General features: G+C 35.3%; 1 pseudogene. It reads right to left on the bottom strand.

What is annotated here, in order from left to right:
- A pseudogene (gene pgbB, locus IEY78_RS35410) lies at positions 1-573 on the bottom strand (plasminogen-binding protein PgbB); the annotation flags it as partial.

Raw genomic sequence — 573 nt, 5'->3', positions numbered from 1 at the left:
CATACCGCGTTGATTGGTTTTAACTTCTTCTTCTTCAAATCCGCTATTCCCTTGAGTTGGTTTGATTTTTTCCTCTAAAGGTTGTTTGTTTTCTTTAACTTTATGCCTTTCTTGCAAATAAATAGGAGCGTTCCCTTTTTCGCCTTTTTGAGATTTTTCAGATGCAGGTTTTTCCACAACGGGATAAAGCTTGGGTTTAAAATTATTATAATCTAAATAGTAGCGATCATAATACACCCGATTTTTATCATAAAACACCCCTTTATCCAAACGATTGGATGAAAAAAACTTAAAACTGCCTATAGTTGGCGTTTTATAGACATTATACGAATTAAAATCATTCAAATCCACTTCTATCACATACCCTCGTTTTTCTAAAGAATACAATTTATTATGGTTTAATACAATGGTATTGAGCGAAGCAAAGGGCAGTTTCACGCTGTTTAATTCCCTCAAACTCTTATCCATTTGCAAGATCTGCCCATCTAGCGTGAGCACGTATAAAGTCCCCTTATCATAAAGCAAATCCACAATATCCTCATCGTAATTGAACTCTTGACCGCTCACCACTGA

The organism is Streptomyces kronopolitis, from assembly GCF_014646275.1.
Classification (GTDB): Bacteria; Actinomycetota; Actinomycetes; order Streptomycetales; family Streptomycetaceae; genus Streptomyces; species Streptomyces kronopolitis.
The sequence above is the reverse complement of the archived record's forward strand: the minus strand, read 5'-3'. Positions and strand labels throughout refer to the sequence as shown.